Annotated in this window: 20 protein-coding genes, 2 tRNA genes and 1 pseudogene; 2 read left to right on the top strand and 21 right to left on the bottom strand. The window is 66.6% G+C overall.

Going from position 1 to position 25,628, the window contains the following annotated elements; all coding sequences use genetic code 11:
• Nucleotides 1-146: 146 nt before the first annotated feature.
• The 6 genes and pseudogenes from A9O67_RS02895 to A9O67_RS02870 all read right to left on the bottom strand — a co-directional run.
• Nucleotides 147-869 (bottom strand): annotated as a pseudogene (locus A9O67_RS02895) (heavy metal-binding domain-containing protein); the annotation flags it as partial.
• A 4-nt stretch (nucleotides 870-873) separates the two neighbouring features.
• Nucleotides 874-1,128 carry a DUF2933 domain-containing protein gene (locus A9O67_RS02890; protein WP_019562346.1) on the bottom strand — a complete coding sequence of 85 codons (255 nt, stop codon included), beginning with the start codon at nucleotides 1,126-1,128 and terminating at the stop codon, nucleotides 874-876.
• Between the two features lie 19 nt (nucleotides 1,129-1,147).
• The gene (locus tag A9O67_RS02885) at nucleotides 1,148-1,630 is read right to left on the bottom strand and encodes a DUF411 domain-containing protein (protein ID WP_068607198.1); all 483 of its coding nucleotides are present in this window, start codon (nucleotides 1,628-1,630) and stop codon (nucleotides 1,148-1,150) included.
• Nucleotides 1,631-1,654: 24 nt separating this feature from the next.
• Nucleotides 1,655-2,167 carry a cupredoxin domain-containing protein gene (locus A9O67_RS02880; protein ID WP_068607201.1) on the bottom strand — a complete coding sequence of 171 codons (513 nt, stop codon included), beginning with the start codon at nucleotides 2,165-2,167 and terminating at the stop codon, nucleotides 1,655-1,657.
• Nucleotides 2,168-2,221: 54 nt separating this feature from the next.
• Nucleotides 2,222-3,139 (bottom strand): copper resistance protein B, encoded by a 918-nt coding sequence (locus tag A9O67_RS02875; protein ID WP_408033405.1) that lies wholly within the window; start codon nucleotides 3,137-3,139, stop codon nucleotides 2,222-2,224.
• 23 nt (nucleotides 3,140-3,162) lie between these two features.
• Nucleotides 3,163-5,022 (bottom strand): copper resistance system multicopper oxidase, encoded by a 1,860-nt coding sequence (locus A9O67_RS02870; RefSeq protein ID WP_068607193.1) that lies wholly within the window; start codon nucleotides 5,020-5,022, stop codon nucleotides 3,163-3,165.
• Nucleotides 5,023-5,177: 155 nt separating this feature from the next.
• Between A9O67_RS02870 and A9O67_RS02865 the strand changes: the two genes are divergently transcribed.
• Nucleotides 5,178-5,861 (top strand): heavy metal response regulator transcription factor, encoded by a 684-nt coding sequence (locus A9O67_RS02865; protein ID WP_068607191.1) that lies wholly within the window; start codon nucleotides 5,178-5,180, stop codon nucleotides 5,859-5,861.
• Entirely contained in the window at nucleotides 5,862-7,244 is a 1,383-nt protein-coding gene (locus A9O67_RS02860) for a heavy metal sensor histidine kinase (RefSeq protein WP_068607190.1), read from the top strand.
• Between the two features lie 357 nt (nucleotides 7,245-7,601).
• On the opposite strand, the gene A9O67_RS02855 is transcribed toward A9O67_RS02860, so the two are convergent.
• The 15 genes from A9O67_RS02855 to A9O67_RS02785 all read right to left on the bottom strand — a co-directional run bounded on the left by A9O67_RS02855 (nucleotide 7,602) and on the right by A9O67_RS02785 (nucleotide 25,628).
• A tRNA-Phe gene (locus A9O67_RS02855) sits at nucleotides 7,602-7,677 on the bottom strand.
• 34 nt (nucleotides 7,678-7,711) lie between these two features.
• Complete coding sequence (locus A9O67_RS02850) at nucleotides 7,712-8,458, bottom strand: response regulator (RefSeq protein WP_068607188.1); 747 nt, start codon at nucleotides 8,456-8,458, stop codon at nucleotides 7,712-7,714.
• Nucleotides 8,459-8,467: 9 nt separating this feature from the next.
• A complete protein-coding gene (locus A9O67_RS02845) occupies nucleotides 8,468-10,777 on the bottom strand; it encodes an ATP-binding protein (RefSeq protein ID WP_068607186.1) in 2,310 nt (769 codons plus the stop codon).
• Nucleotides 10,774-11,415 carry a DUF4390 domain-containing protein gene (locus A9O67_RS02840; RefSeq protein WP_068607185.1) on the bottom strand — a complete coding sequence of 214 codons (642 nt, stop codon included), beginning with the start codon at nucleotides 11,413-11,415 and terminating at the stop codon, nucleotides 10,774-10,776. The genes A9O67_RS02845 and A9O67_RS02840 overlap by 4 nt, the downstream gene beginning before the upstream one ends.
• Nucleotides 11,416-11,446: 31 nt before the next feature.
• The gene (rsmB, locus tag A9O67_RS02835) at nucleotides 11,447-12,784 is read right to left on the bottom strand and encodes a 16S rRNA (cytosine(967)-C(5))-methyltransferase RsmB (RefSeq protein ID WP_231960180.1); all 1,338 of its coding nucleotides are present in this window, start codon (nucleotides 12,782-12,784) and stop codon (nucleotides 11,447-11,449) included.
• Complete coding sequence (gene rpoC / locus A9O67_RS02830) at nucleotides 12,781-16,980, bottom strand: DNA-directed RNA polymerase subunit beta' (protein ID WP_068607181.1); 4,200 nt, start codon at nucleotides 16,978-16,980, stop codon at nucleotides 12,781-12,783. The genes rsmB and rpoC overlap by 4 nt, the downstream gene beginning before the upstream one ends.
• Nucleotides 16,981-17,004: 24 nt before the next feature.
• The gene (gene rpoB, locus A9O67_RS02825; protein ID WP_068607178.1) at nucleotides 17,005-21,120 is read right to left on the bottom strand and encodes a DNA-directed RNA polymerase subunit beta; all 4,116 of its coding nucleotides are present in this window, start codon (nucleotides 21,118-21,120) and stop codon (nucleotides 17,005-17,007) included.
• Nucleotides 21,121-21,383: 263 nt separating this feature from the next.
• Nucleotides 21,384-21,761, bottom strand: coding sequence for a 50S ribosomal protein L7/L12 (gene rplL, locus A9O67_RS02820; protein ID WP_068607177.1), 378 nt, complete (start codon nucleotides 21,759-21,761; stop codon nucleotides 21,384-21,386).
• Between the two features lie 42 nt (nucleotides 21,762-21,803).
• Complete coding sequence (rplJ, locus tag A9O67_RS02815; protein WP_068607175.1) at nucleotides 21,804-22,304, bottom strand: 50S ribosomal protein L10; 501 nt, start codon at nucleotides 22,302-22,304, stop codon at nucleotides 21,804-21,806.
• Between the two features lie 280 nt (nucleotides 22,305-22,584).
• Nucleotides 22,585-23,286: a 50S ribosomal protein L1 gene (rplA, locus tag A9O67_RS02810; RefSeq protein ID WP_068607173.1), complete on the bottom strand. Its 702-nt coding sequence runs from the start codon at nucleotides 23,284-23,286 to the stop codon at nucleotides 22,585-22,587.
• 1 nt (nucleotide 23,287) lies between these two features.
• Nucleotides 23,288-23,719, bottom strand: a complete 432-nt coding sequence (rplK, locus tag A9O67_RS02805; RefSeq protein WP_068607172.1) for a 50S ribosomal protein L11 — start codon at nucleotides 23,717-23,719, stop codon at nucleotides 23,288-23,290.
• 225 nt (nucleotides 23,720-23,944) lie between these two features.
• Nucleotides 23,945-24,523 carry a transcription termination/antitermination protein NusG gene (gene nusG, locus A9O67_RS02800; RefSeq protein WP_068607170.1) on the bottom strand — a complete coding sequence of 193 codons (579 nt, stop codon included), beginning with the start codon at nucleotides 24,521-24,523 and terminating at the stop codon, nucleotides 23,945-23,947.
• 2 nt (nucleotides 24,524-24,525) lie between these two features.
• The gene (gene secE, locus A9O67_RS02795; RefSeq protein ID WP_068607168.1) at nucleotides 24,526-24,906 is read right to left on the bottom strand and encodes a preprotein translocase subunit SecE; all 381 of its coding nucleotides are present in this window, start codon (nucleotides 24,904-24,906) and stop codon (nucleotides 24,526-24,528) included.
• A 128-nt stretch (nucleotides 24,907-25,034) separates the two neighbouring features.
• Nucleotides 25,035-25,110: transfer RNA gene (locus A9O67_RS02790), tRNA-Trp, on the bottom strand.
• A 41-nt stretch (nucleotides 25,111-25,151) separates the two neighbouring features.
• Nucleotides 25,152-25,628, bottom strand: a complete 477-nt coding sequence (locus A9O67_RS02785; protein WP_082955306.1) for an EF-Tu C-terminal domain-related protein — start codon at nucleotides 25,626-25,628, stop codon at nucleotides 25,152-25,154.

Here is a 25,628-nt window from a genome sequence, read left to right as displayed (position 1 = left end):
CTGGTTTAACCACGAGCGATTGCTGGAACCCATCGGCCACATTCCGCCCGCCGAGGCTGAGGCAAACTACTGGCGGCAGCTCCAGCACAAGCCGGAGACCGCCTGATACTCAAACCCAATCGCCTCTCAGATTCCCGGGGCGGTTCAATCACCGCCGCCGCCTCGAAGTACACCGCGACCCGTCCCATGGACACGAACGAGTCCGGGAACAGTTGTGGGGCCACGGTCGCCGCCACGCTGTAGACGAACGCCGCCCCGGTGCCCAGCCCGATCAGGGTCCACATGTTCGGGCTGCGATGGACCACGGACTGCCAGCCGCGCACGAAGAACGGCCGACCCGCCCACAGGACGATGGGCAGGGACAGAACGAGTTCGATCCAGGTCTGTGTGCGCGCCTCGAACCAATGCAACTGGTGGCCGAACATGGCAAGCACAGTGACCATGACGGTCAGCGGCAGGGTGCACCAGAAGCGGCGCTGGAAATCGCGCAGCTCGGGACTCTCTTCTCCTTCGAGATCCGGCAGCACCGGCTCCAGCGCCATGCCGCACTTCGGACAATAGCCGGGGTGATCCTGCCGGATCTCGGGGTGCATGGGGCAGGTGTAGATCGTGCCTGCCGCCAGCGCCGGCGCTTCGACAGACGAAGGCTCATGGCCGCTGTAGGCATAGCGCGCCGGCTCGGCGACGAACTTCGCCCGGCACTTGGCGCTGCAGAAGTAAAAGAGTCGGCCTGCGTGCTCGACGTGGTGCTCGGACTGCGCGGTAACGTCCATGCCGCAGACAGGGTCCTTCAGACCTTCGGCCCACTGCAGTGCGCTCGGGTGGTCATGGGCGTGTCGGCGGTGTTCGTGGTCTGATCGCAGGTCCATGACTTCACGCCTCCCTGTTGGCGGGTTTGTCGGGCGGCGCACCATGCCCGCCATCGCCACCGTGGCCATGCAGCAGGTGCATCAGCGGGCACGCCAGCAGCAACAGGTATACCCAATTGCCTGCGACATGGATCCAGTGCTCGCGCAGCAGATAGAAGCCGCCGATGAGGGCAACCATCAGCAACGCGATCCTGACACGCCGGCTCAGGCCGGACGAGCCACGCGTGTCGGGGTGGTGATCATGATGCGTCGCGCTCATCGCCGGGTGAGGGGTTTCTTCATGGATGGGAACTGAACACTTGTGCCGACCCGTCTTTCCCAACCAGCAAGACCTGGTAGGCATCACGTCGGCCGCCATACACCGGCCCGTCCATGCCGGGTGAACCAATGGGCATGCCCGGCACCGCCAAGCCCAGGGCTTGGGGCTTTTCCTTGAGCAGCCGCTGGATGTCCGTTGCGGGTACGTGGCCTTCGATCACATAGCCCTGGATCAGGGCCGTATGGCAGGAACCGAATTTCTGCGGCATCCCGAGGCGAGTGCGGGCTGCGCTGTTGCCCTGGTCGACGGCACTCACGCGGAATCCGCTTTTCTCCAGGTGGGCAATCCAGTCCTTGCAACACCCACAGTTCGGGTCCTTCCACACCTGCACGGCAAGCGTCTGCGGTGCGGCGGCTGGTGCCAGGGAGGGAAGACTCAGCGCAAGCACCGCCAGCAGCAGCCTGCGCCGCCGAGGGAACGGTTGATCAACGGTTTGGTGCATGACAAGGACCCCCGGTGACGCTGCTTATTCGACGACGATCTTGCCCACCATGCCCGCTTCCATATGGCCGGGGATGAGGCAGGCGAAGTCCACCGTACCGGGCTGATCGAACTGCCAAACCAGCCCGCCGCGCTGGCCAGGCTGGAGCGTCACCATGTTCGGCTCGGCATGCTGCATCTGGGGCATCTTGCGCATCATCTCAGCGTGTTCTTTGAGCTCCTGCAAGGAGCCGACCACCATTTCATGCGGCACCTTGCCCGCGTTTTTGACAAAGAAGCGGATCGTCTCGCCCTTTTTGACCGTGATGGTGGCGGGCGTGAACCGCATCGAGTCGTCCATGACCACCTCGATGGTGCGGTCGACCTTGGCGGGATCGCCTGGTTTGCCGACGTTGGAGTGTGATGCGCCACCGTGCATCGAACCGTGCATGCCTTGCATGTCGTGCCCGGCCATGCCATGGCCGCCCTGATGGCCGCCACCGGCCAGCGCCAACACAGGCAAGGCGGTCAGCATCAAAACGCTCAGGGTTTTCTTCATCATCGGTTTCTCCTTAGGGTTGGTGAATAAGATCGGAGTTGCGCGTGGCGGCTTCTAGAACCACAGCCGCACACCCGCCACATAACGCGTTTCCCGGGTACGCTGTCCTTCGGCGCGCGCAAAATCGGCGGTCTGTCCGAACTTGCGAGCCCATTCGACGCCGACGTAGGGCGCGAACTGGCGCGAGAATTCGTAACGCAGGCGCAGCCCTATGGTGGCATCGGCCAGCCCGCTGCCCAGGCCACGCGCTTCATCGCGCCGGCCATACAGATTGACTTCCATGCGGGGCTGCAGAATCAGGCGCTGGGTGAGCAGGAGTTCGTACTCGCCCGACAGGCGCAGTGCCGTGCGTCCCGAGCTGCCGACGTAGGCGGTGGCATCGACGTCGAACCAGTACGGGGCGAGCCCTTGGATGCCCACAGCGAGCCAAGTCCGGTCAGGCCCCGTGCCGCTGTCCAGCCGCACCCCGAGTTGGGTGTCCCAGTACGAGGCGATCGCATGGCCCCACAGGACCTCCGTGCGTGCCTCCTCCAGTTTGCCTTTGGCGACGTCACCCTCGGCCTTGAGGACCAGGCGGTCGTAGGTGCCGCCGAACCAGGCTTGCGCCTCATAGGCGGTGGCGTTGCCGTCCTTCGTGTCGACGCGCTCCAGGCGATCGAGGAGCACGCTGCCGAACGCATGTTCATCGGACAGCCGCAGTTGCCGTGGCCCAGGAAATGCGTACGGGCCCGACTCCAAGGTCAAGCCATTGGCATACGCGTGCGGATCGCGGGCATCGGCGGGGGCGGGGCCGCCTTGCATGCGCATGCTGCCGTGGTCCATGGTGGCGTTCGCGGACGATGGGGCGCGCGTTGGGGCGGCAGCCGCGCCCGAGTGCGCGGCATGGGCGCCGCCTTCCATCGTTGTTTGCGCCCAGACGGGCGCCGCACCGAGCAGCACCAGCGCCGCAGTGAAGAGAGAGCAGGGTTTCATGGCGAATCTACTTGGGATGAGTTTCATGACACGACCACCACGCGGAACATGCCCATGTCCATGTGCAACATCAGGTGGCAGTGCCAGGCCCAACGCCCCAGGGCGTCGGCGGTCACGAGGAAGCTGACGCGCTGCGCGGGCTGCACCGGGATGGTGTGGCGACGCACCAGGAACTGCCCGTCGGGCGTTTCCACCTCGCTCCACAGCCCATGCAAATGCATCGGGTGCGTCATCATCGTGTCGTTGTGCAGGATGACGCGCACCCGCTCGCCGTACTTCAGATGCACCGGCGTGCTCTTGCCGAACTCGAGGCCGTCGAGCGACCAGGTATAGCGCTCCATGTTGCCGGTGAGGTGCAGCTCGATCTCGCGCTCGGCCCCGCGAGGATCGAGAGGGCCGCCGATCGTTTTGAGGTCGGCCAGCGTCAGCACGCGCCGGCCGTTGTTGCGCAGGCCAATGCCCGGATCGTCAAGATTGGTGCGCGGCATGTCCACCCGCATATCCGTGCTTGGGCCGTATTCCGTGCGTGCGTGACGGACCGTGGCGCTGGGCTTGGCCATCGCGCCGCCTGTCATGCCATGCATCGCGTGCTGGCCGTGATCCATGGCCATCGCGCCATGGTTCATGCCGGACATGTCGTGCTTCATGCCCGGCATGTCGTGGCCCATCGCGCCGTGGTCCATCGCGCCCATGGCCGAGCCGCCATGCCCCATCGCGCCGTGGTCCATCGCGCCCATCATGTCGGCCATGGTGAGCCATTCGACGGGATCGAGAGCAGGCACGGCGGCGTTCAAGCCCTCGCGCACCGCGAGCGTGCCGCGGGCGAAGCCGGTTCGATCCATCGATTGCGCGAAGATCGTGTAGGCGTCCTCTCGGGGCGTGACGATCACGTCGTAGGTCTCGCCCGGCCCGAAGCGGAACTCATCGACGGTGACGGGCTCGACGTTCTGCCCGTCGCTTTGCACCACCGTCATCTTGAGCCCCGGGATGCGCACGTCGTAGAAGGTGTTGGCCGCGCCGTTGATGAACCGCAGACGCACGCGCTCGCCCGGCCGGAACAGGCCAGTCCAATTGCCGGCAGGGGTGACGCCGTTCATCAGGTAGGTCAATGTCGCCCCCGAGAGATCGGCCAGGTCGGTCGGGTTCATCCGCATCTGGTTCCACATCGCACGTTTGTCCAGTGCGCGGGAGAGCCCCATGTCGGCCACGTCACGGAAAAAATCGATCGCCGTCGGCTGATTGAAGTTGTAGTAGTCGCTTTGCGCCTTGAGCTTGGCGAGCACCCGCATGGGGTCTTCGTCGGTCCAGTCGGACAGCAGCACGACATGGTCGCGGTCGGCGCGGATGGGGTCTGCCTCACGCGGCTCGACGATCAAGGCCCCGTACATGCCGGTCTGCTCCTGCATGCCGGAGTGCGAGTGATACCAGTAGGTGCCGGTTTGTTCGAGGCGAAACTGGTAGGTGAAGGTTTCGCCAGGGGCGATGCCCGGGAAACTGACCCCAGGCACCCCGTCCATCTGGTAGGGCAGGATGATCCCGTGCCAGTGGATCGAGGTGGCCTCGCGCAGGCGGTTGGTGACGCGGATGGTGACCGTGTCGCCTTCCCGAAGTTTGAGCGTTGGCGCCGGGATGGAGCCGTTGATGGTGGTCGCCATCCTTGGCCTGCCGGTGAAGTTGACCGGCGACTCGGCAACCACCAGGTCGATGTTCGTGCCGCTGAGCACGGGCGCTGCACCCGTGCGCGTGTCGGCCAGCCCCTGTGCCGCAGCACGCACCCAGGGTGACAGGCCGACCATCACGCCGCCGGCGACCAAGCCGCGCACGAAACGCCGCCGCGAGGGCATCAACGGCAATGGCAAATGAAACGGACTCAAAGATGACATGGGCTTCTCGCGATGAGTTACTGAAGTCGTGGGTGAGATGCTATGGAGCCACCCCTGTCAGGATGCTGTTCGTCCGATTACATTTTTGTTATCTTCATGTCAGGTGCACCCAAAATCGTCACACTAGCGGCTATTCGATATGGCCGAGCACCCTCATGAAGATACTGATCGTTGAAGATGAGCCCAAAACGGGCGACTACCTGCGTCAAGGCTTGAGCGAAGCGGGTTTCGTGGTCGATCTGGCGCAAGACGGCGCCGATGGTCTGCACCTGGCCTTGCAGGGCGAGTACGACCTGGTCATCCTGGATGTGATGCTGCCCGGCCTCGACGGCTGGCAGGTACTGCAGTCCTTGCGCCATCGCGGCCTGCAGATGCCGGTGCTGTTCCTGACCGCACGCGATCAGGTGGAAGACCGGGTCAAAGGCCTTGAACTCGGTGCGGACGACTATCTGGTCAAGCCTTTCTCCTTTGCCGAATTGCTGGCCCGCGTGCGCACGATCCTGCGCCGGGGGCGCAGTGGCAACGAGAGCACCGTGCTGCGCGTGGCCGATCTCGAACTGGACCTGCTGCGCCGACGCGTTTCACGCGGCGGGCGACGAATCAGCCTGACGGCCAAAGAGTTCGGCTTGCTGGAACTGCTGATGCGCCGTCATGGCGAGGTCCTGCCCCGCTCGCTGATCGCCTCGCAGGTCTGGGACATAAATTTCGACAGCGATACCAATGTGATCGAGGTGGCCATCCGGCGCTTGCGCGCGAAGATTGATGAGGGTCATGAGGTCAAGCTGATCCACACCGTACGTGGCATGGGTTACGTATTGGAAGCACCGGAGGAGCGCTGAATGTTTCGCTCCCTGTCACTGACGACCCGGCTCACCCTCTTCTTTACGTTGGCGGCTGGGGCTGTGGTGTTTGGATTGGCCTTGTTGGTCATCGCTGCATCCGAGCGGCATTTCATCGAGCTGGATCACATGGCACTGCAGGACAAGCAGCACCTGATCGAGGATATTTTGGCGCGATCCAATTCGGCCGAGGACGCCAAGTGGCTGCTGCGTGAGGCATTGAGCCACCATCACGGGCTGTACGTCAGCGTCCATGATTCGAAAGGTGAAACGCTCTTCCAGTCCGAAGGATTTCGCCTCCCGCGCGAACTGTCACCGGCGGATGAAGGCAACGGCAACGACGCGCTGATCCATTGGGCCGACGAAGGGCAGGCGTTTCGCGGGATGCTTGTCCGGGTTATTCCAGCCTATGACGCAACGACGCGGCTGGACATCCTCGTTGCCATGGACACGGCGCATCACACACGGTTCATGCTGAAGTTGCGGCGCACCCTGATGACCTATGCCGTCGTGACGATCGTCATCTGTGGCTTGCTGAGCTGGTTTGCCGCGTACAAGGGGCTGGCGCCATTGCGTGCCATGAAATCCAGAGCCACCACGCTCACGAGCCAGCAGCTGCACCAGCGCATGCCCGTCGAGGCGGTACCCATCGAAATGGCCGATCTGGCTCACGAACTCAACAAGATGCTGGACCGGCTGGAAGACGCGTTCACGCGACTGTCGGAGTTCTCGTCGAATCTGGCGCATGAGCTGCGCACCCCCCTGAGCAACCTGCTGACCCAGACCCAGGTCGCGTTGGCTACCCGGCGGGATGCCGATACCTACCGGGAGATTCTGGCTTCCAATGCCGAGGAACTGCAGCGTCTGGGCCGCATGGTGTCCGATATGCTGTTCCTGGCCAAGGCCGAACGCGGGATGATGCTGCCGAACCGGGAACGTTTCTCGGCAGCCGAGGAAACGCACGCCCTGATCGAATTCTATGAGGCGGTCGCCGAGGAGAAGGGCGTCAGACTGGCTCAGCGTGGTGAGGGCGAGATCGTCGGTGATCGCTTGATGTTCCGCCGTGCCCTGAGCAATCTGCTTTCGAACGCGCTGCGCCACACCCCGCCACATGGCGAGGTCACGATCGAGATCAGCCAGTCTTCCCAAGCCACCCGGGTGAGCGTCGAGAACACCGGCGAGGACATCGACCCGAGGGTACTGCCGCGCCTGTTCGATCGGTTTTACCGTGCTGACCCATCGCGGTCACATCCGGAAACCGACGGCGCAGGGCTGGGATTGGCGATTACCCGCGCCATTATGCAAACCCATGGAGGATCGATCAGCGTGACGTCCGCGCAGGGCAGGACCCGGTTCTGCCTGGAGTTCCCAGGCGGAACCTGATGAGGTGAAGCAGTTGGGGCGAGCCAGCCCAAGTGCCTTTGGTCTGTGCGCTTTCGCAGAGGCAATGGCCCCGATCGCTGTTGAACCGACCGGGCTGACACCCGAGCAAGCGCCATGGGCAACTGCTCTGCGTGACGCAGGTGTAAGTCACGGTGGCGCAAGGCCGCTTGCGTGCGCTTGCGCCAAGAAGTTGGCGCAGGTTTCGAGAGAAGAGAGGGCAGATCGGAGTCGAACCTGCCCCATTCAGCCGCCCCCGGCAGTGGGGCGCGGCGCAGGCGGAACGGCCCGGAACCCCGCGCGGTGTCGGGGAACCCGGAAACGAAAACGCCCAACCGAGAACGGTTGGGCGCTGAATGGTGGTGGCCTGGGGCGGAATCGAACCACCGACACGCGGATTTTCAATCCGCTGCTCTACCAACTGAGCTACCGGGCCAACAGAACCCGCATTATAGCGGAAGATCGCGCCCTCACGCCCCGTTGCGCTTGGCGCGGGACAGATCCACCCCCAACTGCTTAAGCTTGCGGTACAGGTGGGTGCGCTCCAGCCCCGTTTTCTCGGCCACGCGGGTCATGGAGCCGTGCTCCTTGGCCAGGTGGAACTCGAAGTACGCCTTCTCGAACGCGTTGCGGGCCTCGCGCAGGGGAGCGTCGAGGTCGAGCGTCTGCAAACCGGCGCCCGCCGCCGGCACGGCCACCGCACCCGCTTGAGCGCCGGCCGCCGCCGTCCCCGTGGCGCCCCCCGGCGCTGCGGCCTGCCCATCCGCGGCCATGCCAGCGCCACCGGCAGTACCACCCACGCCCGACGGGGCGGCCCCATTGGGCACCCCGGCCGAGCGCGCTGCGCGCAACGGCCCGCGCGCCAGCCCCTTCTCGACCGCCTGCAACAGCTTTTGCAGGGTGATGGGCTTTTCTAGAAAGGCCATGGCGCCGATGCGCGTGGCCTCCACGGCCGTATCGATGGTCGCGTGCCCGCTCATCATGATGACGGGCATGGTCAGCAAACCGGAGGTGGCCCATTCCTTGAGCAGGGTGACGCCGTCGGTATCCGGCATCCAGATGTCGAGCAACACCAAGTCCGGGACGAAGCGATGGCGTTGCGCGCGCGCCTGCGCGGCGTTCTCGGCCAGCTCCACCGCGTGGCCTTCGTCATTGAGAATCTCGAACAGCAGCTCGCGGATACCGAGTTCGTCGTCGACGACCAGAATATTTGCCATCGTCTGCAGTCACCCGTTGGTGGGAGCCCCCTGTGGAATCTGTTGCATATTTGCAACCCTGAATGATAGCGAGACTTGTGCGCCCAGGGTTCGGTCGCCGTCGCGGCGGTTGAGCAGCTCGACGCGCCCGCCGTGCTCGTCCATGATTTTCTTGACCACCGCCAGGCCCAGCCCGGTGCCCTTGGGCTTCGTGGTGACGTAGGGCTCGAAGGCGCGCTGCAGAATCGCCTCGGCGAAGCCCGGTCCCTCGTCAATCACCTGCAGCCGCACCCATTGCCCGTTGTCGGAGACGCGCGTGCGCAGCGTGACGCCGCCACCACTGGCCGGGGTGGTGGCGTCCTGCGCGTTTTGCACCAGGTTGTGCACCACCTGGCGCACCTGCTGGGCGTCGGCCAGCACGGGGGGGCATGCGGGGTCCAGGTCCAGCCGCACCGGCACGGCAGAGGCCTCGTACATGGCCACGATTTCGCGCAGCAGCGGGGCCAGATCCAGCGGGGCCAGCTGCGCCGCCGGCAAGCGGGCGTAGTCGCGAAACTCGTTGACCAGGCGCTTCATGGCCTCGACCTGATCGACGATGGTCTTGACCGACTTCTGCAGCATGGCCAGATCGGGCCCCTGCAAGCGCGGCTCCAGCTTGAGGGCCAGCCGCTCCGCGGAAAGCTGGATGGGCGTCAGCGGATTTTTGATTTCGTGCGCCAGCCGCCGGGCCACCTCACCCCAGGCCTGGGCGCGCTGAGCCGAGATGATGTCGCTCACGTCATCCAACACCAGCAGATGGTCGCCACCGGGCAGCAGCGCCCCGCGGGCGATCAGGGTGCGGGCCGCCGCCGGGGCCTGGGCCGCATTCGGCGCATTCGGGGCCAGCAGCTCGTGCGGTTGTTGCCAGTGCGCTCCCTCGGTGGTACCTTCCGGGTCCGCGACGAAGCGTGCAAACTGCGCCCGCACCCAGGCGCCAAACGGCTGCAGCTCGGGGATCGATTCCAGTGGTTGCCCCAAATGGTCGCCCAAGGGCACGCGCAGGATGCGGGCCGCGCCGGGGTTGGCGCTGCGCAGGCGGCCGTCCGGCGCCATGACGATGACGCCCGAGGTGAGGTTGTCGAGCAGCGTCTGCAGGCTGGCGCGCGCGGCGTCCACCTGCTGCATGGAGGCCTGCACGGCCTGCCGGGCGTCCGCCAACTCCTGCGTCATGTGGGCAAAGGTGCGGGTCAGCCCCGCCAGTTCGTCGCGCGCGGGCAGGGCCACTTTGGGCCCCAGGTCGCCGCGGGCCACGTCGCGCATGCCCTCGGCCAGCAGCAGCAGCGGCCGCACGAGTTGGTTGCCCAGCAACACCGCCAGCAACACCGCCCCGGCCACGGCCAAAAACAGCGCCAGGGTCAGCGTGCCAATGTACATGCTGCGCAAGCCGTCGCGCACCAGCGCGCGTTCCTGGTACTCGCGGTTGGCGGCCTGCACGGCCAAGGCATTGGCCACCAGCGCAGGCGGCATGGCAGCGGTGACCTGCAGATAGCGGGGCTCCAGCCCAAAAGAAAAGCCCCCGGCGGGCACATAGGCCAGCACACGCACGCGGGGCAGCGCGGCGGCGGACAGGCTCATCACCTCCCGCGGATCGGACAGGGTTTCCAGCTCCTCCAAACCCTCGATCCAGGTCACCACCCGTTCCGAGCGGGCGCGACGCAACTGGGTCGGCGACGGCCGCTCCGGCGCGAGGCGGAAGCGCGACTCGCCGGCGCTCGCGATGGCACGGCCCTGCGCATTCCACAGCACGACGTCGGTGGCCCCGCTCTGATCGCGCCAGCCTTCCAAGGCCACCCCCGCAGCGCCGTCGCCGCTGTTGGCAATGGAGGCGGCCAGGCCGCGCGTCTTGGTGGCCCACTCGGCGCTCACGGTGTCCAGCGCGGTACGCCCCAGCTCCAGCCCGGCGCGCAGGGCGGTCTCCACCCGCGCGTCGAACCAAGTTTCGATGGCGCGGCTGACGAACTGGTACGAGACGACGTAGATCAAGGCCCCCGGCACCACCCCCACCAGACCGAAGATCGCCGCCAGCTTGAGCAAAAGCCCGCTGCCGAAACGGCCGCGCCGCAGCCGCACGATCAGGCGCGCGGCCAGCCACAGCAGCACACCGGCCAGGGTGGCCGCCACGCCCAGGTTGAGGATGAGCAGCCGGGTATAGGTTTCAGGCTTGACGGCGCGGTGATCGGTAGCCAGGGTGAGCAGATAGAACAGCACCAGTCCGACGCCCAGGATGAACAGCAGCCCCAGCGCCAGAAACCAGCGCAGGTTGCGCGCCCGCACCGCGTCCCGCTCGCGGGCATTGCTCATTCACGGGCCTCCGTGGGCTCCAGCACCTCGCCCCCGGGGGCGGCGGGCACCTTGAACACCGCGTGCCAGCCGAGGGGCGGCTCGCTCGCCCACCCGGGCAATATCTGCAGCGGGCGGGGAAGCTGCCCGGTGTCCAGGCGAAACTCCGCCTCCAGCCGCTCGTCCCCGCGCAGGCCGGCGGCCGACGCCACCCGCCAGCGCTGGACGGAGCGCGCCAGCGCCAGCGCCTCGCCCAGGGTGTCCAGGCTGCGATGCAGCGCACCCGCCGCCGCGGCGTCGTCGTGCGCCCCGCCTTCGTGCACGCTCAGCCGCCAGCGCTGGGTCAGGGGCTGATACACCAGCCGGACGGTGCGCACGACGCTGGCCAACTGCCGATCGGTCCAGTACCAGCGGGGTTGGCGCAGTTCGGCCCGCCAGACGAAGTGCAGCGGCACACCGCGGTGCAACGCATCGGTCAACTGCGCCGGCAGCTCCAGCGGCACGCGCGCCGACAGGTACAGGGCATCGGGCGTGCGCTCCAGCCGCCAGTGCGCCGCATCGCCTTCGGGCGCGGCCCAGCCCCGGCGCGGGGGCAGCGCGGTCGCCGCCAACGCCACCGCCCCGCCGGCGATGGCGCGCAGCGCGGCGCGGCGCCGCATCCCGACGGACGCGGCACCGGCGCAAAGCCCTTCACCCCTTGGCGAGCAAGGCGTAGAAAAATCCATCCATGCCACGCCGCGCATTGTCGCCCATGGCGTGCGCGGAGACGAAGCCGGCTGTGGTATCCGTCGCATCGGCCGCCAGCCCGCCGGGCAGCAAATGACCGGGGGCGGGCAGCGCCCGAGCCTGCGGATGGCGGGCCAGGAAGTCGGTCACGACATCCGCCCCCTCGGCCCGAAACACGGAACAGGTGGCGTAGAGCAGCCGCCCGCCGGGGGCCAGCAAGGGCCACAAGGCGGCCAGCAGGCGCCGCTGCTCGGCCGCCAGACGGTCGATGTCGCCAGGTCGGCGCAACCAGCGCACATCCGGGTGGCGCCGCACGATGCCCGAGGCGCTGCACGGCGCATCGAGCAAAATCGCATCGAACGGCCGACCGTCCCACCAATCGGCTGGCGTGCCGGCATCCGCCGTCAGCACACGCACCTGCCCCGCCGCAGGCAGGCGCAACCGGCGCAGCGTGTCGCGGATGCGCTCGGCGCGCGCGCCGTCCGCATCCAGCGCCCACAGGTCCAGATCGGCGCACTCCAGCAGGTGGGCCGTCTTGCCGCCGGGGGCGGCGCAGGCATCCAGCACCCGGGCGCCGGCGGGCAGACCGTCCCCCAGCAGCAGAGGCGCCGCGAGCTGCGCTGCGCCGTCCTGCACCGAAACGGCCCCCTCCCCCCACCCGGGCAGGCGCTCGACCGGCACCGGATCGGCCAGCACCAGCCCGTCGGCCCCGATGGGGTCGGCCGCCCAGCCAAGCGCCGCCAGCCGCGCCCGATACGCCTCGCGCGACGTCTGACGGCGGTTGACGCGCAACACCATCGGCGCGGGCCGATCATCGGCCGCCAACACCGCGGCCCACTGGTCGGGGTAGTCCTGCTGCAGGCGCTGCACCCACCAATCGGGGTGATTCCAGCGCCCCTCGGGCGTGGCTTGGGCGCGGGCCAGCAGGGCGTCGTGCTCGCGCAGAAAACGCCGCAGGCAGGCGTTGACGAAGCCGCGCAGCGCCGGCGCACGCAACCGCGGCAGGGCCTGCACGGCCTGATCGACCACGGTGTGCGCGGCATAGGCGGTGCCCTGCAGCAGCAGCGCCAGCGCCACCTCCAGCAGCGCGGCCACCGGGGGTGGCGGTTTCCGCTCGGCCAGGGCCCCGACCAATGCCCGCGCCGTACCCGCGCGCCGCAAGGTGTCGAACACCAGCGCCTGGGTGCCGGGGCGCAGCGGCGCCGGCACCGCGGGCAACAGATCGGCCAGCGAGCGGCCGGCGTGCACGCCGGCCACGCAGCGCGCGGCCGCGGCCATGAGGTCAGACAGGGGGGGCGTCAAGCCGTCTCGTCGTCGGCGTCGCCGCCGGCCATCGACAGCGCGTCGGCCTCGGCGATGGCGCGGCGCTCCTCCTCGTCCATGCGCTCCTTGGCGCGGCGCGCCTCGTGGAACGCCATGCCGGTGCCGGCCGGGATCAGGCGGCCGACGATGACGTTCTCCTTCAGGCCGCGCAGCTCGTCCTTCTTGCCCATGATGGCGGCTTCGGTGAGCACGCGCGTCGTCTCCTGGAACGATGCGGCCGAGATGAACGAGTCGGTCGACAGCGAGGCCTTGGTGATGCCCAGCAGCAGGTTGCGGAAGGTCGCCGGCGTCTTGCCCTCGGCGCGCAGTGCGTCGTTGGTGTTGAGGATCTCGGAGCGCTCGACCTGCTCGCCGGCGATGTAGTGGCTGTCGCCGGGGTTGTCCACCTCGACGCGGCGCAGCATCTGCCGCACGATCACTTCGATGTGCTTGTCGTTGATCTTCACGCCCTGCAGGCGGTAGACGTCCTGCACCTCATCGACGATGTAGCGCGACAGCTCCTCGATGCCCAGCAGGCGCAGAATGTCCTGCGGGTCGGCCGGGCCGTCGACGATGAGCTCGCCCTTGTTGACCACCTGGCCTTCGTGCACGAGGATGCTCTTTTCCTTGGGCACCAGCTCCTCCCAGACCTTGCCATCCGGGTCGGTGATCTGCAGGCGCACCTTGCCCTTGGTCTCCTTGCCGAACGACACCGTGCCGGTGATCTCGGCGAGGATCCCCTTGTCCTTCGGCGAGCGCGCCTCGAACAGCTCGGCCACACGCGGCAGACCGCCGGTGATGTCGCGCGTCTTCTGCCCTTCCACCGGGATGCGCGCCAGCACCTCGCCGGGGTGGATGCTCTGGCCGTCGCGCACCTGGATCAGCGCGCCGACCGGGAACGTCACCGTCACCGCGTGGTCGGTGCCGGGGATCTTGACCTCCTTGCCCTCGGCGTCGATCAGCTTGACCTGCGGGCGCACGACCTTGGTCGAGCCGCGCCGTTTGGGGTCGATGACCACCAGCGTGGACAGGCCCGTGACCTCGTCCACCTGCTTGGCCACCGTCAGGCCTTCCTCGACGTTTTCGAACTTCACCACCCCGGCGAACTCGGTGATGATGGGGCGCGTCAGCGGGTCCCAGTTGGCCAGGATGGTGCCGGCGGTGACGCGCTGATCCGCCTTGACCGCCAGGATCGCACCGTACGGCACCTTGTGGCGCTCGCGCTCGCGGCCGTTGTCGTCGTGGATGATGATTTCGCCCGAGCGCGCGATCACCACCAGCTCGCCCTTGGCGTTGGTGACGTAGCGCATCGTGCTGTTGAAGCCCACCACGCCGTTGGACTTGGCCTCGACGCTGGAGGCCACCGCCGCGCGCGACGCCGCACCGCCGATGTGGAAGGTGCGCATGGTCAGCTGCGTGCCCGGCTCGCCGATCGACTGCGCGGCGATGACGCCGATCGCTTCGCCGACGTTGACCAGCCCGCCGCGGCCCAGGTCGCGCCCGTAGCAGCGCGCGCACACGCCATAGCGCGTCTCGCAGGTCAGCACGGTGCGCACGCGCACCTCGTCCACACCGGCCTGCTCGATCAGGTCCACCGCATCCTCGTCCAGCATCTGGCCGGCGGCCACCAGCACGCGCTGCGTCTCGGGGTCGACGATGTCCTCGGCCGTGGTGCGGCCCAGGATGCGCTCGCGCAGGCTCTCGATGACCTCGCCGCCCTCGACGATGGCGCGCATCAGCGTGCCGTTGGCGGTGCCGCAGTCCTCCTCGGTGACGACCAGGTCCTGCGTCACGTCCACCAGACGGCGCGTGAGGTAACCCGAGTTGGCAGTCTTGAGCGCCGTGTCGGCCAGACCTTTACGCGCGCCGTGCGTCGAGATGAAGTACTGCAGAACGTTCAGGCCCTCGCGGAAGTTGGCGGTGATCGGCGTCTCGATGATCGAGCCGTCGGGCTTGGCCATCAGGCCGCGCATGCCCGCGAGCTGGCGGATCTGGGCCGCCGAGCCGCGCGCGCCGGAGTCGGCCATCATGTAGATGGAGTTGAACGACTCCTGCTCGACCTCGTTGCCATGGCGGTCGATGACCTTCTCCTTCTTCAGGTGCTCCATCATCACCTTGGAGATCTCGTCACCGGCCTTGCCCCAGATGTCCACCACCTTGTTGTAGCGCTCGCCTGCCGTCACCAAGCCCGAGGCGTACTGCTGCGCGATCTCCTTGACCTCGGCCTCGGCGCGCTCGATGATGGCTTGCTTCTCGGCCGGCACCAACATGTCGTCGATGCAAATCGAGATGCCGGCTTGCGTGGCCAGCCGGAAGCCGTTTTGCAGCAGCTTGTCGGCAAACACCACCGTCTCTTTCAGGCCGCACTTGCGGAACGAGGCGTTGATGAGCTTGGAGATCTCTTTTTTCTTGAGCGGCTTGTCGATGAGCTCGAACGGCAACCCCTTGGGCAGGATTTGCGACAGCAGCGCACGACCCACCGTCGTGTCGCGCAGCTTGGTCACCGGCTCCAGTTCGCCGGTTTCCTTGTTTTTGAGCCACTCGGTCAGGCGCACGCTGACCCGGCTGGTCAGCTCCACCACACCGGCGTCCAGCGCGCGCTGCACCTCGGCCACGTCGGCAAAGACCATGCCCTCGCCCTTGCCGTTGATGCGCTCGCGCGTGGCGTAGTACAGGCCCAGCACCACGTCCTGCGACGGCACGATGGAGGGCTCGCCGTTGGCCGGGAACAGCACGTTGTTCGACGACAGCATCAGCACGCGCGCTTCCATCTGCGCCTCGATGGACAGCGGCACGTGCACGGCCATCTGGTCGCCGTCGAAGTCGGCGTTGAACGCCGCGCACACCAGCGGGTGCAGCTGGATCGCCTTGCCCTCGATCAGCACCGGCTCGAACGCCTGGATGCCCAGACGGTGCAGCGTCGGTGCGCGGTTGAGCAGCACCGGGTGCTCCTTGATGACATCCTCCAGGATGTCCCACACCACCGGCGTGCCGGCCTCGACCTCTTTCTTGGCCGCCTTGATCGTCGTGGCGATGCCCATCTGCTCCAGCCGCGCGAAGATGAACGGCTTGAACAGTTCGAGGGCCATCAGCTTGGGCAGGCCGCACTGGTGGAGCTTCAGCGTCGGGCCGACCACGATCACCGAGCGGCCCGAGTAGTCCACGCGCTTGCCCAGCAGGTTCTGGCGGAAGCGGCCGCTCTTGCCCTTGATCATGTCCGCCAGCGACTTCAGCGCGCGCTTGTTGGCACCGGTCATCGCCTTGCCGCGGCGGCCGTTGTCGAGCAGGCTGTCCACGGCCTCCTGCAGCATGCGCTTTTCGTTGCGCGCGATGATCTCGGGGGCCTTGAGCTCCAGCAGGCGCTTGAGGCGGTTGTTGCGGTTGATGACGCGGCGGTACAGGTCGTTGAGGTCCGATGTGGCGAAGCGCCCGCCGTCCAGCGGCACCAGCGGCCGCAGGTCCGGCGGCAGCACCGGCAGCACCTCCAGAATCATCCACTCCGGCTTGATGCCGGACTTCTTGAACGCCTCCAGCACCTTCAGGCGCTTGGCGTTCTTCTTGACCTTCATCTCCGAGCCGGTCAGGTCGTTGCGCAGCTTCTCGATCTCGGTGTCCAGATCGATGCTTTGCAGCAGGTCCTTGATGCCCTCGGCGCCCATCTTGGCGACGAACTCGTCACCGTACTCTCGGCGCTTGGTGTCGTAGTCGTCCTCGGACATGATGCTGAACTTCTTCAGCGGCGTCATGCCGGGGTCCACGACCACATAGGCTTCGAAGTACAGCACGCGCTCGATGTCGCGCAGCGTCATGTCCAGCACCAGGCCCAGGCGGCTGGGCAGCGACTTCAGGAACCAGATGTGCGCGCACGGCGCGGCCAGCTCGATGTGGCCCATGCGCTCGCGGCGCACCTTGGTCTGGGTCACTTCGACGCCGCACTTCTCGCAGATGACGCCGCGGTGCTTGAGGCGCTTGTACTTGCCGCACAGGCACTCGTAGTCCTTGATCGGGCCGAAGATCTTGGCGCAGAACAGGCCGTCGCGCTCCGGCTTGAAGGTGCGGTAGTTGATGGTTTCGGGCTTCTTGACTTCGCCGAACGACCACGACCGGATCTTCTCCGGCGAGGCCAGACCGATCTTGATGGCGTCGAAGTGCTCGTCGGGCGTGAACTGCTTGAACAGGTCGAGCAAGGATTTCATGGCTTGCGTCCTCGGTTGGCTCTATCAGTTGCGTTCCAGCTCGATGTCGATACCGAGCGAGCGGATTTCCTTGACCAGCACGTTGAACGACTCCGGCATGCCGGCGTCGATGGCGTGCTCGCCCTTGACGATGCTCTCGTACACCTTGGTGCGGCCCTGCACGTCGTCGGACTTGACGGTGAGCATCTCCTGCAGCACGTAGGACGCGCCGTAGGCCTCCAGCGCCCAGACTTCCATCTCGCCGAAGCGCTGACCGCCGAACTGCGCCTTGCCGCCCAGCGGCTGCTGCGTGACCAGCGAGTACGGGCCGGTGGAGCGCGCGTGCATCTTGTCGTCCACCAGGTGGTGCAGCTTCAGGTAGTGCATATAGCCCACCGTCGTCTTGCGCTCCAGCGGATCGCCGGTGCGGCCGTCGTGCAACTGCACCTGGGTGCGGCTCTCGGTCAGACCCTTGGCGCGGGCCACCTCGTCCGGGTAAGCCAGCTTGAGCATCGCGCGGATTTGCGCTTCGCTCGCGCCGTCGAACACCGGCGAGGCGAACGGCACGCCCTTGGTCAGCTCGCGCGCCATCGCCAGGATCTCGTCGTCGGACAGCTCGTCCAGGCGCTCCGGGCGGCCCTCGCCGTTGTAGATGCGCTCCAGGAAGGCGCGAATCTCGGTCACCGCCGCCTGGCGCTCCAGCAGTTCGCCGATGCGCTCGCCCAGCCCCTTGGCGGCCCAGCCCAGGTGCACCTCCAGCACTTGCCCGATGTTCATGCGCGAGGGCACGCCCAGCGGGTTGAGCACGATGTCCACCGGCGTGCCATCGGCCATGTACGGCATGTCCTCCACCGGCACGATCTTGGACACGACGCCCTTGTTGCCGTGGCGGCCGGCCATCTTGTCGCCGGGCTGCAGGCGGCGCTTGACGGCCAGGTAGACCTTGACCATCTTCAGCACGCCCGCCGGCAGCTCGTCGCCCTGGGTCAGCTTGCGGCGTTTTTCCTCGAACGCGAGGTCGAAGCTGTGGCGCGTGGCCTCCAGCGCGTTCTTGATCGACTCCATCTGCGCGGCCAGATCGTCGTCGGCCACGCGGATGTCGAACCAGTGGTGCTTGTCCACCTCGGCCAGATAGGCCTTGGTCAGCACCGTGCCCTTGGCCAGCTTCTTCGGCCCGCCGTTGGCGGTCTTGCCGATCAGCAGCTTCTCCAGGCGGTCGTAGGCGTCGGCCTCGACGATGCGCAGCTGGTCGTTCAGGTCCAGGCGGTAGCGCTTGAGTTCATCGTCGATGATCTGCTGCGCGCGCTTGTCGCGCTGGATGCCCTCGCGGGTGAAGACCTGCACGTCGATCACCGTGCCCTGGCTGCCCTGCTCCACCCGCAGCGAGGTGTCCTTCACGTCGGAGGCCTTCTCGCCGAAGATCGCGCGCAGCAGCTTTTCCTCGGGCGTCAGCGTCGTTTCGCCCTTGGGCGTGACCTTGCCCACCAGCACGTCGCCAGGCTGCACCTCGGCGCCGACGTAGATGATGCCGGACTCGTCCAGCCGGTTGAGCTGCTGCTCCGACAGGTTGGGGATGTCGCGCGTGATTTCCTCGGGCCCCAGCTTGGTGTCGCGCGCCATCACCACCAGCTCCTCGATGTGGATGCTGGTGTAGCGCTCCTCGGCCACCACCTTCTCGGAGATCAGGATCGAGTCCTCGAAGTTGTAGCCATTCCAGGGCATGAACGCGATCAGCATGTTTTGGCCGATCGAGATCTCGCCCAGGTCGGTGGAGGCGCCGTCGGCGATCACCGCGCCCTTGTGGATGCGCTCGCCCTTCTTGACGATGGGGCGCTGGTGGATGTTGGTGTTCTGGTTGGAGCGCTGGTACTTGATCAGGTTGTAGATATCCACGCCCACTTCGCCGGCCACCGCCTCGTCGTCGTTGACGCGGATGACGATGCGGGTGGCGTCGACATAATCCACCACCCCGCCGCGCTTGGCGGTCACGACGGTGCCGGAGTCGATCGCGGCGACGCGCTCGATGCCCGTGCCGACCAGCGGTTTTTCGGGCCGCAGCACCGGCACCGCCTGGCGCGACATGTTGGCGCCCATCAGCGCGCGGTTGGCGTCGTCATGCTCCAGGAACGGCACCAGCGACGCCGCCACCGAGACGATCTGCGCCGGCGAGACGTCCATGTACTGCACGCGGTCGGGCGTCGTCAGCACCGACTCGCCCTTCTCGCGCGCCGACACCAGCTCGCCGACCAGCCGGCCTTCCTCGTCCAGCTCGGCGTTGGCCTGCGCGATGATGTACTTGCTTTCCTCGATGGCCGACAGGTAGTCGATCTGGTTGGTCACCTTGCCGTCCACCACGCGGCGGTACGGCGTTTCGATGAAGCCGTACTCGTTGAGGCGCGCGTACAGCGCCAGCGAGTTGATCAGGCCGATGTTCGGGCCTTCCGGCGTCTCGATCGGGCACACGCGGCCGTAGTGCGTGACGTGCACGTCGCGCACCTCGAAGCCGGCGCGCTCGCGGGTCAGACCGCCCGGGCCCAGGGCCGAGACACGACGCTTGTGCGTGATCTCCGCCAGCGGGTTGGTCTGGTCCATGAACTGGCTGAGCTGGCTGGCCCCGAAGAACTCCTTGAGCGCCGCGGAGATCGGCTTGGAGTTGATCAGGTCGTGCGGCATCAGCGGCTCTTGCTCGGCCTGGCCGAGCCGCTCCTTGACCGCCTTCTCGATGCGCGCCAGGCCGGTGCGGAACTGGTTCTCGGCCAGCTCGCCGACGCAGCGCACGCGCCGGTTGCCCAGGTGGTCGATGTCGTCCACCTCGCCCTTGCCGTTGCGCAGGTCCACCAGGATCTTGACCACGGCCATGATGTCCTCGTTGGTGAGGACCATCGGGCCTTCGGCCGTGTCGCGGCCGACGCGGGCGTTGAACTTCATGCGCCCGACGCGCGACAGGTCATAGGTCTCCGGGTTGTAGAACAGGCGGTGGAACAGCGCCTGCACCGCGTCCTCGGTCGGCGGCTCGCCGGGGCGCATCATGCGGTAGATCGCCACGCGGGCCGCGAACTCGTCGGCCGTCTCGTCCGTGCGCAGCGTCTGGCTGATGTAGGGACCCTGGTCCAGCTCGTTGGTGTAGATGCAGGGCAGGTCCTGGATGCCGGCGGCGCGCAGCTTTTTCAGCAGCGTCTCGGTCAGCTCGTCGTTGGCGCGCGCGATGATCTCGCCCGTGTCCGGATCGACGATGTTCTTGGCCACCACGCGGCCGATCAGGTAGTCCTCCGGCACGCTGATGTGGGTGGTGCCGGACTGCTCCAGCTCGCGCACATGGCGCGCGGTGATGCGCTTGTCCTTGGCCACCACCACCTTGCCGTTCTTGTCGGTGATGTCGAAGCGCGCCACCTCGCCCTTCAAGCGCTCCGGCACGAAGGCCATCAGCGCGCCGCTGTCCATCAGGCGGAAGTGGTCGTTGACGTAGAAGTTGGCAAGGATGCTCTCCGGCGTCAGGCCGATGGCCTTGAGCAGGATGGTCACCGGCATCTTGCGGCGACGGTCGACGCGGAAGTACAGCAGATCCTTCGGGTCGAACTCGAAGTCCAGCCACGAGCCGCGGTAGGGGATGATGCGGGCCGAAAACAGCAGCTTGCCCGAGCTGTGCGTCTTGCCCTTGTCGTGCTCGAAGAACACCCCCGGCGAGCGGTGCAACTGGCTGACGATGACGCGCTCGGTGCCGTTGATGATGAAGGAGCCCTTGTCGGTCATCAGGGGCACTTCGCCCATGTAGACCTCCTGCTCCTTGACCTCTTTGACCACCTTGGATTGCGGCGTGGAGGCCTCGCGGTCGTAGATGATGAGCTGCACGCGCGCGCGCACGGCCGACGCAAAGGTCAGACCGCGCGTCTGGCACTCGCGCACGTCGAACACCGGCTTGCCCAGCGTGTACTCGACGAACTTCATCTCCACGAAGCCGTTGTGCGACACGATCGGGAAGGCCGACTCGAACGCGGCCTGCAGGCCAACCGGCTTGCGCTCACGCGGGGGGACGTCCGCCTGCAGGAACGCGGTGTAGGCGTCCTTTTGCATCTGCAGCAGATAGGGGATTTCCAACACGCTGTCGCGGCTGCCAAAGCTCTTGCGGATGCGCTTGCGTTCGGTGTAGGAGTACTGGGCCATGAGATCTCCGGGCTTGAGGTCTGCGGCGACTGGGTGGAACGCACCGTCGGGGGCGCCCACGGGGAAATTCTTGGCGACCGGCCCCTACCGGTCTCTGGGCGGACGGCCCGCGCGTGGCGCGCAGGCCCGAACCAAGCGGTCTTGCTGCAGTCGGGGTCAGAAGACACGGCAAAGCGGTCGGGCGACCGTTTTGCCGTGCGCTCTGCAAGCGGCAAAGGCTGGAGGCCCCTGCGAGGCGCTCCAGCCCTTGGACGGCGAGCCGATTACTTGAGTTCGGCCTTCGCGCCGGCTTCTTCCAGCTTCTTCTTGGCGGCTTCGGCGTCGGCCTTGGGCATCGCCTCCTTGACGGTCTTGGGCGCGCCATCGACCAGGTCCTTGGCTTCCTTCAGGCCCAGGCCGGTGATCTCGCGCACGGCCTTGATCACGCCAACCTTGTTCGCGCCCGCTTCCTTCAGGATCAGGTCGAACTCGGTCTTCTCTTCGGCGGCCGGAGCGGCAGCGCCGCCACCCGCAGCGGCCGGAGCCGCCATCGCCGCGGCGCTCACGCCGAACTTCTCTTCGATCGCCTTGACCAGATCGTTGAGCTCCATCACCGTCATGGTGTCCAGAGCGGCCAGGAATGCGTCTTTGTCGAATGCCATGATGATTTCCTAAAAACGGTTGGATTGGGGACGACGGCCGGATCAGGCGGGCTGCGCCTCGCCCTTCTTCTCGGCCAGGGCCGCCACGACGCGCGCCAGGCGGGACACCGGCGACTGCATGAGGCCCAGCAACTGCGACAGCAGCACTTCCTTGGAAGGAATGCTCGCCAGCGACTTCACGCCGTTGACATCCAGCGACTTGCCGGCATAGACACCGCCGCGCAGGACCATCTTGTCGTTGGTCTTGGCGAACTCGACCACCACTTTCGCGGCGGCCACGGCGTCTTCCGAGAAGCCGTAGATGAGCGGACCGGTCATCTGCTCGACGGCGACCTCGAAGGGCGTACCGGCCACCGCGCGGCGGGCCAAGGTGTTCTTCAGCACGCTGACGGACACCCCTGCCTTGCGGGCTTCGACACGCAACTTCGTGAGGTCCGCCACCGTGATGCCGCGGTACTCGGCCATCACCAGCGTCTGCGCTTTGGCGGCGAGCGCCGACACCTCGTCGATGACGGCTTGCTTCTCACTGCGGTTCAGACTCAAGGTTGACTCCTTAAAAACACGGCCGCCGGGCGGAGGCCGTGCACCTGTTGCAGCGATCAACCGTTTTTGGAAACCGCACCGGCCGCAGCCGGCACCCGATTCCATCCGCGGCGGGATCGCCATCTGCGCTGGCCGCCGACCCGCAAGGGGCGGCATTTAGGCGGACGAGCGTCCGCACCAGCGGTCTTGGATGGCTTCGCCGCCCCGCAAAGACGGAAAGACGGCGAACCCACCACTGCGCCGCACCCCGGGCGAGCCCGCGGCGCGGCGCCGATTCCTGTCAGCCCGCGACCGTGATGGTCTGCGGATCGACGCGCACGCCCACGCCCATGGTCGAGGACACCGCGACCTTGCGCAGGTATTGCCCCTTGGCGGCGGCGGGCTTGGCCTTGTTCAGCGCATCGATCAGCGCGGCCAAGTTGCCCTGGAGCTTGTCGGCGTCGAACGAACGGCGGCCGATGGTGGTGTGCACGATACCGGCCTTGTCGACGCGGAACTGCACCTGGCCGGCCTTGGCGTTGCGCACCGCGGCGGCCACGTCCGGCGTCACCGTGCCGACCTTCGGGTTCGGCATCAGGCCGCGCGGACCCAGGATCTGGCCCAACTGGCCGACCACGCGCATCGCGTCCGGCGCGGCGATCACGACGTCGAAATCGATATTGCCGGCCTTGACCTGCGCAGCCAGATCGTCGAAACCGACGATGTCGGCCCCCGCCGCCTTGGCCTCTTCGGCCTTGGCGCCCTGGGCAAACACGGCGACGCGCTTGGTCTTGCCCGTACCGTTGGGCAGCACGACGGCGCCGCGCACGACTTGGTCCGACTTGCGCGGATCGACGCCGAGCTGCACGGCCACATCGACGGACTCGTCGAACTTGGCGGTCGCGCACTCCTTGACGATCGCCAGGGCCTCGGGCAGCGGGTACAGCTTGGTCGAATCGACCTTGCCCTGCAGGGCCTTTTGCTTCTTGGTCAGCTTCGCCATGTCACACGCCCTCCACGATCACACCCATCGAACGGGCGGAGCCGGCGATGGTCTTGACGGCAGCCTCCAGATCGGCCGCGGTCATGTCCTTCATCTTGGTCTTGGCGATTTCCTCGAGCTGGGCGCGCGTGATCTTGCCAACCTTCTGCGCGTGCGGCTTGGAGGAGCCCTTGTCCAGCTTGATCGCCTTCTTGATCAGCGTCGTGGCCGGCGGGGCCTTGATGATGAAGGTGAAGCTCTTGTCCGCGTAGGCGGTGATGACCACCGGCAGCGGCAGACCGGGCTCGACGCCCTGGGTCTGGGCGTTGAACGCCTTGCAGAACTCCATGATGTTCAGACCGCGCTGACCCAGCGCCGGACCGATCGGGGGAGAGGGGTTGGCTTTACCCGCTGGCACCTGCAGCTTGATGAAGCCGACAATCTTCTTGGCCATGAGTGATGTGCTCCTGCGAGTGCTGTCGGCGCGCGAACCGCCATGCGGCGGACGCAAGCACCTCCTCGCGCGAAGACCCGGTTTCGCCCCGTCGCAGCCAGCCCAAGCTGGCCGGACGGTCCGCCGTCGCCGAGCCGGTCTCAACAGCGGAAAGCCCGCGCCATATGCTTAACGTGGCGCGGGCCGGTGAACTTTATATTATAGCGCTTTTTGAACCTGTAGGCGTCAGGTCTTTTCGACCTGGTTGAACTCCAGCTCCACCGGCGTGGCCCGCCCGAAGATGGTGACCGACACCCGCAGCTTGTTCTTCTCGTAGTTGACCTCTTCGACCGAGCCGTTGAAGTCCGCAAACGGGCCTTCCTTGACGCGCACCAGCTCGCCCACCTCGAACTCGATCTTGTGGCGCGGACGGTCGGTGCCTTCCTGCATCTGGCCGATGATCTTTTGGACCTCTTCTTCGGAGATCGGCGTCGGGCGGTTGCGCGCGCCGCCGACGAAGCCCGTCACTTTGCTGGTGTTCTTGACCAGGTGCCAGGTGTCGTCGTCCATGACCATCTCGACCAGCACATAGCCGGGAAAGAACTTGCGCTCGGCCGTGCGCTTGACGCCGTTCTTGATCTCGACGACTTCTTCGGTGGGCACCAGGATGCGGCCGAACTTGTGCTGCATGCCCGCGCGCTGCACCCGCTCCAGAATGTTGCGCTCGGCAGCCTTCTCCATGCCGGAGTAGGCATGCACGACATACCACCGCATGCCTTCGGCGGGGGTGGCGCTCATCGCCGGCGCCGCGTTCGATTCGCTCATATTCACCTCCAACCCAGGATGAGGCCGTACAGCACCCACTCCAGGAGCTTGTCCGTCAGCCACAGGAACAACGCCATGACCACGACGAACGCGAAGACGTACGCGGTCATCTGCGTCGCCTCCTTGCGGGTCGGCCAGACGACCTTTTTGACTTCCTTGACCGAGTCGCGCCCAAAGCCGATGAGCCGCTGGCCCGGCGTGGCCGTGGCACCGATGCCCAGCGCCAGCGCGACCGCCACCAGCAACACCGCCCATTGCGCCCAAGCGCCCTGGGCCGCCAGCCAGTAAAAGCCCACGAACCCGAGCACCACACATAGAGCAGCCGCAGCCAGCTTCGCCTTGTCCGCGCCGCTGCTGACGGTTTCGACATCCGTTGAGGCCATCGCCCTCACACCTTCAGAAGCTTGAGCTGCGCAGCAAACGCCGCGCACCAGAAACACAAGCCCGCTGCGGTCCGAGGACACGGGCGGGCTTGAACAACATCGCCGGCGCTGTGGCGCTTGTCACCGGCTGGCAGGGGCAGAGGGAATCGAACCCCCAACCTTCGGTTTTGGAGACCGACGCTCTGCCAATTGAGCTATACCCCTTCAGCGACCGACCAGGGGGCTGATCGGCCACGCCAACACTATCACTCGATGATCTTGGCGACGACGCCGGCGCCGACGGTGCGGCCGCCCTCGCGGATCGCAAAGCGCAGGCCTTCTTCCATCGCGATCGGCGCAATCAGCTTGACCGTGATCGAGACGTTGTCGCCCGGCATCACCATCTCTTTGTCCTTGGGCAGCTCGATGGAGCCCGTGACGTCGGTGGTGCGGAAGTAGAACTGCGGCCGGTAGTTGTTGAAGAACGGGGTGTGGCGGCCGCCTTCTTCCTTGGACAGCACGTACACCTCGCCGGTGAAGTGGGTGTGCGGCGTGATGGAGCCGGGCTTGGCCAGCACTTGGCCGCGCTCGACTTCCTCGCGCTTGGTGCCGCGCAGCAGAATGCCGACGTTTGCGCTCGCCTGGCCCTGGTCGAGCCGCTTGCGGAACATTTCCACGCCGGTTACGATTGGTTTGGCGGTTCGGCTGACTCGCACCATTTCGGCTTCGTCCTCTACTTCCAT

Source organism: Tepidimonas fonticaldi (genome assembly GCF_001675355.1).
GTDB classification, from domain to species: domain Bacteria; phylum Pseudomonadota; class Gammaproteobacteria; order Burkholderiales; family Burkholderiaceae_C; genus Tepidimonas; species Tepidimonas fonticaldi.
The sequence above is the reverse complement of the archived record's forward strand: the minus strand, read 5'-3'. Positions and strand labels throughout refer to the sequence as shown.